The sequence below is a fragment of the Candidatus Litorirhabdus singularis genome (assembly GCF_026262625.1).
Taxonomy (GTDB): Bacteria; Pseudomonadota; Gammaproteobacteria; order Pseudomonadales; family Halieaceae; genus Litorirhabdus; species Litorirhabdus singularis.
This window is the reverse complement of the sequence record NZ_SHNN01000009.1, coordinates 1-9,013: the sequence shown is the minus strand read 5'-3', so window position 1 is coordinate 9,013 and position 9,013 is coordinate 1. Positions and strand designations below refer to the sequence as shown.

General features: G+C 52.7%; 8 protein-coding genes and 1 pseudogene. 4 read left to right on the top strand and 5 right to left on the bottom strand.

Annotated elements, in window-relative coordinates; all coding sequences use genetic code 11:
- The 4 genes from EYC98_RS21845 to EYC98_RS21590 form a co-directional block, all read right to left on the bottom strand.
- A partial coding sequence (locus tag EYC98_RS21845; protein ID WP_420887210.1) for a helix-turn-helix domain-containing protein occupies nt 1-252 on the bottom strand: 252 nt, incomplete at its 3' end.
- Nucleotides 253-330: 78 nt separating this feature from the next.
- Complete coding sequence (locus tag EYC98_RS21600; RefSeq protein ID WP_279247494.1) at nt 331-1,155, bottom strand: glutathione S-transferase family protein; 825 nt, start codon at nt 1,153-1,155, stop codon at nt 331-333.
- A gap of 271 nt (nt 1,156-1,426) precedes the next feature.
- Nucleotides 1,427-2,212 carry a glutathione S-transferase family protein gene (locus tag EYC98_RS21595; protein WP_279247493.1) on the bottom strand — a complete coding sequence of 262 codons (786 nt, stop codon included), beginning with the start codon at nt 2,210-2,212 and terminating at the stop codon, nt 1,427-1,429.
- Between the two features lie 311 nt (nt 2,213-2,523).
- A complete protein-coding gene (locus EYC98_RS21590) occupies nt 2,524-4,761 on the bottom strand; it encodes a hypothetical protein (protein ID WP_279247492.1) in 2,238 nt (745 codons plus the stop codon).
- Between the two features lie 209 nt (nt 4,762-4,970).
- Here EYC98_RS21590 and EYC98_RS21585 point away from each other — a divergent pair, with 209 nt between their 5' ends.
- Nucleotides 4,971-5,966: an AraC family transcriptional regulator gene (locus tag EYC98_RS21585; protein WP_279247491.1), complete on the top strand. Its 996-nt coding sequence runs from the start codon at nt 4,971-4,973 to the stop codon at nt 5,964-5,966.
- Nucleotides 5,967-6,109: 143 nt separating this feature from the next.
- On the opposite strand, the pseudogene EYC98_RS21580 reads toward EYC98_RS21585, so the two are convergent.
- Nucleotides 6,110-6,833, bottom strand: a pseudogene (locus EYC98_RS21580) (IS6 family transposase).
- Nucleotides 6,834-7,000: 167 nt separating this feature from the next.
- On the opposite strand from EYC98_RS21580, the gene EYC98_RS21575 reads away from it, so the two are divergent.
- The 3 genes from EYC98_RS21575 to EYC98_RS21565 are packed head-to-tail and all read left to right on the top strand — an operon-like array spanning nt 7,001 to nt 8,788.
- A complete protein-coding gene (locus EYC98_RS21575) occupies nt 7,001-7,540 on the top strand; it encodes a TetR/AcrR family transcriptional regulator (protein ID WP_279247490.1) in 540 nt (179 codons plus the stop codon).
- A gap of 30 nt (nt 7,541-7,570) precedes the next feature.
- Nucleotides 7,571-8,449, top strand: a complete 879-nt coding sequence (locus EYC98_RS21570) for a haloalkane dehalogenase (protein ID WP_279247489.1) — start codon at nt 7,571-7,573, stop codon at nt 8,447-8,449.
- Nucleotides 8,450-8,476: 27 nt separating this feature from the next.
- Nucleotides 8,477-8,788, top strand: coding sequence for a DUF1330 domain-containing protein (locus EYC98_RS21565; protein WP_279247488.1), 312 nt, complete (start codon nt 8,477-8,479; stop codon nt 8,786-8,788).
- Nucleotides 8,789-9,013: the final 225 nt, after the last annotated feature.

Sequence of the window (9,013 nt, the reverse complement as noted above, 5' to 3'; positions counted from 1 at the left end):
AACGACGGCGCGCAAGGCCTGGTTACTGATAATCTTTCGCGGTTTCACGCAGCGTTTACGCCGGGTTCGGTAGGCTTTACCCGCTTCGGCAGCGCAGTAGCCAACGGAAGACGAGTTCCGCCTGATCCCCCGTGACAAAGTGGCTGGGCTTCGGTCCAGTTGCAGCGCAATCTGACGCAGGCTACTGCCACGGTGTCGTTCAAGCATAAGGAAAGCCCGCTCTTCCGGGCTTAAGTGATGATAGATAGTCATTTGACCCATACTGCCGCTTTTTGTTGCACTTGCAACTTGAGTCTAAGCTGACCCCTTTTTCGAACGGTATGTTCTTTCCTAGCTGCCGCCCCAAGCCGAGGCCGACTGCGCACTGCGGCCAGCCTGTGCTTCAGAGTCCTGCACTAGCGGATTTATGACCATGAAGTCTGGAACCAGGATGGAGTTTTCCGGCAGGTACTGCGCAATACGCTCTATCCATTCACGCAGTTCGGGAACTTGGGCAACGGCCAGTTTGTCGTCGTAACCCACCATATAACCGAACACCAATTGGGGGAAAATCGCGAAATCCACCAGGGAAGGCTCCGTCCTCCCGCCAAAGAAGGGTCCACCCTGCAGGTGCTGAATCAGTTCCATACCAATGCGATCTCGCATCTCTTTCACGGATTCGGAGGTATCTACATGGCACATCATGTGCTTGATGAATGGAGCAGTCTGCAGTATCTCAGGCCAGGCGTTACGCACCTCATCGGCGAGAGGGGTCTGACTACTGACAATGGCCGCCAGACGCCAGGCAGTCTGTCGAAGTCTCGCTGTCATCGGCATCGGCGTGTCATACACTGTTCTGAAGCTGCTCAAGATCAGGCTGTTGGTAACCCAGTCATCCAGTGCCAGAATTTCTCCCTTGTCCTGCTGGCTCTGCCCGAAAAGGGGTTTCTCAGGGAAAAGCTCGTCCAACCATTCGGCCAACGGTGTCGAGTCTGTGCGCCATTCGTCGTCAATCTGCAGAACAGGCACTTGGGTTTGGCCGGTGAAGGCGATCGCCCTGGGATCCATCGGATTTACGGGAACAAATTCAAAGGGCAGCTTTTTGTAGTAGAGACAACAGCCCACCTTGCGTACAAAGGGGCTGGTGGAATAACCGTGCAGTTTGATATCAGTCAATTTACACCTTTACATATTTGAGCAAGTTAAATGCCAACTCACATGGATTAAATCGCCAATCGGATAGCTGCGATTATTACTATGAACTTAGTTTCGTCCTGATTACGTCGCAAGAAAATGTCGGTTTTACCGTAGTTCTTGTCATTTTTATCGGAATAATGTCACGGTCATAGAGCCGGTGAGATTAGATTCACTATAGAATATGGAAAATGGACGCCTTATTAATCAATGCAGGCAGCGTGCCGAGGACCGGTTGAACTTACAATGCACACTAGCCGTTGAACATAGCCTCACAGCCGGTACCCGATAACAAGACATCCACCCAGCGACGGTCGCTGCCGGCCAACGCCAGATACTGTTCCTGTATCCACTGCACACAGCGCGCCTGGTAGGGAAAAGTAGGCTGCAGCCAGGTCTTGCCGTCAACATTTACATGGATATCTTTGTCACCACATATTACGGCCTGAGCATTGGCCAACATTACCGGAACGTAACTACGGCCTATTTCAGTCAGCAGCGGCCTAAGACTATCTAGCAGTTGGTCACGTTCAAACCAGCCGGACTGGTCGACATGGAGACCGGAAAGATCATCCATCCTGTTGACCCAGGCAGACACGCGCGGCGCCGTTTCCAGAGTCAACTTCATAGGAGTGGGGTCGAAACTCGCAAGCTGGGTCAACTGGCCATAGAGCGCGAAATCCGCTGAACTGGGGCGCCTTCCGAACAGATAAGGCCTCTGGCAAAGTATGCTGTCAAACGCTTGTAGAAAATCCCGGTAGGTGTTCTCGATCACGTCAGCAGTGACTTCGTTGGACCCGACCACATACAGGCGAGAAATCTGGCGCTCGCGAAAGGCTCGCTGTGCTTGCTCTGACCGTTCTTCGGATACCTCAAACGGGTGTTGCATCGGCAAAAGGACGCCCGCCTTATCGCAGTCTGCCTGGTGGGCCCAGCGATAGTGAAACATGGCCTTGGTCAGCCATTCATCTCCATAGTCTTCAAGCAAGTAGTCCACGAAAACCAGAGCCGCATCGGAAGGAATTACAGAGCGTTGCATGAAGTCCCGTTCGAAGCGGCGAATCAGGGGTGTCGAATCTACAGCGACAGCATCTTGCGTGTATAGGGAGAGCAGTACTCGCCGTATAGGCGCAGGGGGAGTTGTATGGTCATAATATTTTTGCTCACTTCTGGCCTGCAAATTTCGGATGATTGGACAGGATACTGCGGCGCAAATCCGACCTGTACCCCCGACCGAACTTCCGAACGATGACCGACTAGCAAAATTAAGCGGCGGATCAGGACAAACATACCTGCTAGACGTCGTAGAAGGTTGTTTGACCCTTAGACCGGCTTAGTGCATCTAGTCATCTACTGCTTGTCATACGCCGGATCATGCCCATCCATGATCGACTTGGCGATGGCCTTAATGTCGGTAATGTAACCCGGATCGTAGGCATACTCATCCAGCTCCACGCCGTAGATGGCATTCAGCCAAACCAGCTCCGCTGTATCGTAAAGAATTTCATCTTCATGGCCGTGGCCCTTGTTATCCCTGAACAGGCCATCGCCCGCCACCCCCGTCAGTACTGAAATTTCTGGCAGATTGCCCGCTTCAAAGAGGGTCCGTAACTCCAGCGCAGCCTGACCGTAGGGAATACAGTAGATTTCCACGTCTGGATAGAGCCCGCGCAGAACATCGATAAAGTCATGCCAAGAACCATCGTGTGACGACTGCCAGAAATTTGCGTAGGCCGCAGCGTCGGGGTAACGCGAGGGGAAGTCAGCCCAGGGTAGGCCGATGAAGAACTTCGTGTCCGGGTTCTTCGACAGCGCGTAGTCGAACCAGAGCTCGTAGCCTTCAGTGGTGGGAGAGGTCGGCTCGTAGGTCATGCCGAACAGTTCCACGGTGCCGGTGTCGAGCACTGCCTGTACATTGGCGCGGTGGCCTGCATCGTTCCACAGCGCAAGCGGGGCTCCAGTGGCGCCGCCTGAGAACTCTACCGTTTGGTTATGGCCTGCAACGCCAGATCTCACCGCGTGGAAGGGCATCTGTTCAGCCATAGGTTTGAAGAAACTGTGGCCCATCATCATCATGTTGTAGCCGGGGATGTGCCGGAAAGGTAGATCGGGGTTGCCCGCCAGAATATCGCCGATAAATGTGTTCACAATATCGTTCGCAACTGTCACCTCGTTAGTGGGTACATGACCGAGGCCGGCCAGGTTGGCGACCTGATGTGGACTGCCAGGTTGAGCGGCAATGGTATCAATCAGCCCCTGGGCCGCCCATTCGCAATTGTTCTGACCCGCGGCGGCAGCCTCTGGTACGGGTGGGAGGTCCCAAAAACAGAAGGGGTCGTCTGTGCCGCCGACAAATAGCAGGGGCACCTCATCAAAGCCCGCATCGATCCGGCCCTCGGGGGCGATAACATCACTGCGGTTGATATCACCGTAGAAACCTTGTTTTTCTCCAACGCCCTCATAGGTCCAGCCCGGTTGACGCGGAGCCTGTCCCGGGTAAGCGTCGAATAAGTCGAAAGCCCTTGGGCTCAAAATAGAATCCGCCACCACACCGGTGAGATGTATGTCTTGCGCTGCGAAGCTCATGGCCAGATTGTAAACACCAACCGAACCGGCACTGGTGCCGTGGGCAAATACCTCGGTGGTCGGGTAATTCGCTACGGTATATTCAACCGCCGACATGGTGGCCTGCATACCGTTTACCTCGGCATCGGGGTTGGGATTGTTGGGGTAGGGCGTGCCAAGGCCGGAGTACTGGTCGTGGTCGCACATCGATACCATGACCACGCGATAACCCTCCTGAATGCGCCTTGTGAGGGTAATGTCTTTTAGCTGTCCGTTCTGAACGGATCTACCCTGAAATTGTGTGATCAGGAAGTCATTGAAGCTTTCCTCGCGGTTCCAGGTGTCTTCGGTTTGGTCGCCAACGGCTTGGTAATCCCCATTCTCGTCGTAAAAACCAGCGCCACCGCCATGCAGGTAGACCCACAGCGGCGCCTCATCGGTTTCATCGCCATAGGCCGGGTTCATTACCGTGAAGGTATAATTACCGCTGAGGCCACAGCTGTAGGTATTGTTGCGATAGAAATCAAAATCAAAGGTGTAGCCGAAGCTGTACAGGGTTTGTTCGCCGGCCAGCGTGATAGCATCGGTGCGCCGGTCCACGGCAAACACGGGTGTCAGGTAGAACGTCTCAACGGCGTCTTGAGAGGGTGGTAGAAGCCCGGTAGAGCCTTCGAAATCAGCGGTCTCGAGCCGGCAAGGTTCACTGGTGTCGCCGCACAATGCGCGATCCTTTTGCGTCCAGCCCTTGAATACGAACCCTGCTGCCGGCTCGGCCACAAAGGTTTCGTCAAACGCTACATCGCTGATGTCTATGGAGCAAATTTGCCCGCCAGGGCATTCGATTGCCCCAGAGGTGGTAGTGACCCGGCCCTCAACAGGGCTTTCTATCTCGACGTAAATAGGGGTAACGGGCGCAGGCGTGGGCTCGACATCTGTGTCTGAGCTTACAGACGAGCCTCCGCCTCCACCGCATGCAGAAAGCGCTGTGAGCGTAGATATCAGGAGTGTGTGTATGCGTTTCACTGAATTGGGCCTCTTGCTCTGTCTTCTTGAAATTTCGCCGCGCCGGATAGCGATGGCAAGAAAATGACAATATTTATTACTTGCAGGCCAAATAATATCGTTAAATCCGTGGAGGGAACTTGTTATTTTTACCGTTTGTCTTGTCATTTTTATCGGAATGAGACCACGGTCATAGTCCGCGAGATTATATTCACTATAGAATATGGGAAATGGACGCCTTATCAGACCTATTGAAAACGATTCAGCTATCCGCAAAAATATACGCTTGCAGAGCAGTTGGTGGGCCTTGGAACATGCAGGTTCACTATCGCCCTCAGGGTATCTTTCATACTGTGGTACAAGGTCAGTGCTATCTGCGAGAGGGCGGTAGCGATAACTTGGTGCTATTGCAGACGGGTGATGGCGTGGCCTTCCCCACAGGAGGCGCTCATTGGATCAGTGATAGTCCCGGCAGCCAGGATCTCGGCGCGGAGAATGTCGTCAAAGTGATGGGCGATGACGGTCTCTTATTGCTGAAAACGGGAGAAATAACAGTTTCTGCCCCGGATAGCGGTCCTTGGGGAAACGCCTCCCGGATGGCCGCACCAGCTGATGGAGACTCACCGGGGAACGACCAGGTTACAATATTGCTGAGCGGTACACTGTCCTATGACTCATCTCTAAATCACCCCTTCCTCGAAAGTCTCCCCTGCTTTATTCAAGCCAGCTCAAAGTCAACTGCTGATCTGCACAGGCATAACGTCCTAACGAACCTCTTGATAGAGGAATCATTCGGGTCATACCCCGGAAAGCGACTCATGGTTGATCACCTCGCTGAGGTCCTTTTTGTTCAACTTCTCAGAGTGCACATGAGAAAGATGAAACAGTCCAGCGGCTACATGGCTGCACTCTCCGACCCTCACATCGGTGTGGCGCTGAACCTGATCCACACGGAGACAGATCAAAAATGGACGGTTGAGGCCCTGTCCAGGGCGTCTGCAATGGGACGCACCGCTTTTACGCAGAAGTTTGTCGATATGGTCGGGGACACCCCTAAATCCTACTTAACCAATACGCGCTTGATGCAAGCAAAGGCCAAGCTGAAAAACACCCATGATTCAATGTTGAGTATTGCTGAAAGCGCTGGCTACGCCTCTGAAGCTGCTTTCGGAAAAGCGATAAAACAGCATTTTAACACCACACCTGGCGAGCTCCGAAAAAAATGAGTGATAGTGAGAAGTAGAACTCGTTAACAGGTGACAGAATTGGTCTTCGTCTTCGTCCACGGACGAAGCCCCTAGGGTTCTGGCAACTTAACTCCCTGAGGTTGTAAGAATCCGACTGGCCCCACTCAGGCTACCGCCCTTTCTCATTCAGCGAAGGCACTTATCCTAAGATCCCGATAATGTTGAGCCCGAACATGATGCCTTCCCAAGTTGAACAAGTTGCTGACAGCAGCATGAGCAGTGACGAAACGCTGGGGCTGCCGCACTGATTTGAACTTCCTCGTGCATCGCTCCCTGACCCTGGTCGCTTCGTGAGATTGCTCGGCCCGATTGTTCTCATACTGCCCAGTACTGTGGATCGTCTCGGGTATTAGCTCTCGATGCGCTACGCAATAGCTTCGTAATTTGTCCGTCACGATCTTCCTGGGCTCACCGCCATGTAATCGCAACAGGCGCCTGAAGAAGCGTTTAGCGGCTCCCCCATCACGCTTTGCCTGGAGGTATACATCCACCACTTCCCCATACCCAAAGCGCTTCGCGAGGCAGGCTCTCCTGGTCAACGGCTCTCCACAGATAATACTGCTTGCCGTTGATTTGAATGGTCCGGCACACCGGCGAAGACTTCATCGATGTAGAAAGTGTCGCCGTAGCCTCTGTGTTTTCGTTTCAGGCGGAGGGCATAAATGGCGCCGAATTTGATGCACCATAGCCTGATGGATTCTCGGGTTACAGTGATGCCACGCTCTGCGAGCAGATCTTCGATATCGCGGTGGCTGCTACCGCGCGCCTGAGATTGAATCTGTAGTAAAGCCAGACAGCATAGGAAATTATGTCAGGTGGAAATCGGTGGCGTTTGTATGTGTTCATCTGCCGAGTTTACCAAAATCGGCCCGTTAACTTGTCAGTACCGTCTAAACGAAGCGTACTCATTGTATTTCTGTACCGTTTAGTCCAGAATACCTGCTCTTTCTTCATCGAGACCGCAGATGGCTAGGCCCACCGAATTCGATCGCACTAAAGCCTTGGAAGCTGCCATGAAACTTTTCTGGGCCCGGGGTTTTATAGCAACCTCGCTACCCGACCTGCTTGAAGTTATGGGTATAGCGCGCTCCAGTTTTTACGCCAGCTTCCACACCAAACGAGAGTTGTTCACAGAGTGTCTGGAACTGTTCGGAGATCGTACCCTCGGGATGATTAACGAAGACGCCAAATCACTGCATCCCAGCGCACTGCCCCACGCGTTTTTCGAATCTACCGTGCTGAATGTGTCTAAGCGCAAGGCAAAGCAGGGCTGCATGATGGTGAATACCGTACTGGAACTAGCCGATACAGATCCAGAACTCAATCAGCTGGCGACACAAAAACTCAGCTCGATTGAACAAGCCTTTGCAACAGCCTTTTCGCTGGCGCAGAAAAACGGCGAACTGGATACCACACACAGCTCTAATGAACTGGCCAGCCTAGTGATGACAATTAACCTAGGACTGCGGGTACTAAGCCGTCAAAATAAATCTCGAAAAGAACTAGAATCTATTATCGAAAACAGCTTGTCCCTACTCGGACTAGCTGCTTAATCCCTAATGCAAGTATAAGGATGCCTTAACGTGTTGTCTGAAACCATGTCCTATGAGAAAAAATTTGCCCCGGTCAAGGGCAAGAAAATTGCCTATGTCGAGGAAGGCAGCGGCGATCCTATTGTATTGCTACACGGCAACCCAACCTCCTCTTTTTTGTGGCGCAATGTGATTCCCGAGCTTGTCGAGTCTGGCCGGGTCATTGTCCCTGACCTGATTGGACAGGGTGCTTCGGAAAAACTTCCCGCGAGCGAAGGACCAGAGCGTTACACCCTGGAAGTCGCTTACAGTTATGTTGATGGTCTGCTGGAAAGCATTGGCGCCAACGAAAATGTTACGCTGGTTATTCATGATTGGGGTTCCGGCGTTGGTTTTCTCTGGGCAATGCGTCATCCAGCTGCAGTAAAGGGTGTCGCCTACATGGAAGGTATTGTTAGGCCCGTCAGCTGGAGTGATTGGCCTGAAAGCGCAGTGGGAATCTTTAAAGGCTTCCGCTCGGACAAAGGCGAGGATCTAATCCTCAACCGCAATATGTTTATCGAGGGAGTACTACCATCATCAGTCATCCGACCATTGAGCAATACAGAGATGGATGCCTATCGTGCACCCCATCTTGAGACAGACGATCGACAACCACTGCTGAACTGGCCACGGCAGATCCCCATCGAGGGTGAACCCGAGGACGTAGTTGTCCTGGTGAACGAATACGGCGCTTTCATGGCCGCCAGCGATATACCAAAGTTATTCATCAATGCAGACCCCGGTTCCATTCTTGTGGGGGCACAGCGCGAATTTTGTCGCAGCTGGCCGAATCAGCAGGAAGTGACCGTGAAGGGCCTCCATTTTATACAGGAAGACTCACCCGTTGAGATCGGGCAGGCTGTAGCCGCCTGGCTCCAAACGATCTAACCACCCAACCCAAGAGAGAAACTGAAGATGTCAGATGTTCCTGTTTATATGATCGCCAATTTCCATGTGCACGATGCAGATACTTATAAAATTTACGAGAAGGGTTTTTTTCCTGTGTTGAAAAAGCATGGCGGCTCTTTTCTAACCTATGATGACAACACTGTGACGCTGGAAGGCGCTCACCCCAGGGAAGGTCGGATTGTGATCTTCCAGCTCCCTTCTGAAGCCGCCGCTCAGGCCTGGTTTGACGACCCCGAGTATCAGGCCCTTTCGGAGCACCGTCGTGCGGGTACCGAAATGCAGTTTCTAACAATGGTCCATGGACTCCCCCCCAGGTAGCTGCAGGTTAAGGGGACACCCGTTAACCTGCAGGTGTTCCGTCAGGAAGCACCCGCTCAGCAGGTTTCGAAGAAACGTACGATAAGGGGTCATACGATAAGGGGTCAGCTTAGACTCAAGTTGCAAGTGCAACAAAAAGCGGCAGTATGGGTCAAATGACTATCTATCATCACTTAAGCCCGGAAGAGCGGGCTTTTCTTATGCTTGAACGACACCGTGGCAGTA

Excerpts from the sequence above, each read along its gene's own strand:
- EYC98_RS21565 (WP_279247488.1), top strand. The coding sequence starts at position 8,477 with ATGTCAGATGTTCCTGTTTATATGATCGCCAATTTCCATGTGCACGAT.
- EYC98_RS21595 (WP_279247493.1), bottom strand. The coding sequence starts at position 2,212 with ATGCAACGCTCTGTAATTCCTTCCGATGCGGCTCTGGTTTTCGTGGAC.
- EYC98_RS21575 (WP_279247490.1), top strand. The coding sequence starts at position 7,001 with ATGAAACTTTTCTGGGCCCGGGGTTTTATAGCAACCTCGCTACCCGAC.
- EYC98_RS21585 (WP_279247491.1), top strand. The coding sequence starts at position 4,971 with ATGGACGCCTTATCAGACCTATTGAAAACGATTCAGCTATCCGCAAAA.